Annotated in this window: 1 protein-coding gene; it reads left to right on the top strand. The window is 55.3% G+C overall.

Features of this window, described 5'->3' with window-relative positions; translation table 11 throughout:
• On the top strand, positions 1–183 hold a 183-nt coding region (locus tag IV91_RS19480), incomplete at its 5' end, for a hypothetical protein (RefSeq protein ID WP_233418516.1).
• Positions 184–253 lie beyond the last annotated feature (70 nt).

The raw sequence follows: 253 nt of genomic DNA, 5'->3' as shown, positions 1-253 counted from the left end.
TTCATTTCAACCACGAAGCCGCCGGACATACCGGAGTTTTGCTGGCAAGGTTGGAGCAGTTTTCAGAGAAGCTCTGACGACTTCGGCACGGTACAACGAGGCCAGCTTCCCGATCTGCGATCTGGCACCGTAAAAACCGCAGCCCTGACCAAAAAACGCAAGGGCGATGGTTCGACTCATTGACGCAGGGCTCCTTGACCGCACGGCTGCTATGATGGCTTCTCGATGCTCGTTGTACTTGGTCGAGGTGTAG

Origin of the sequence: Ferrovum myxofaciens, assembly GCF_000735045.1 — a bacterium.
GTDB classification, from domain to species: Bacteria; Pseudomonadota; Gammaproteobacteria; order Burkholderiales; family Ferrovaceae; genus Ferrovum; species Ferrovum myxofaciens.
Note: the sequence above shows the minus strand (reverse complement) of the source record. Positions and strands in the feature narration are given on the sequence as shown.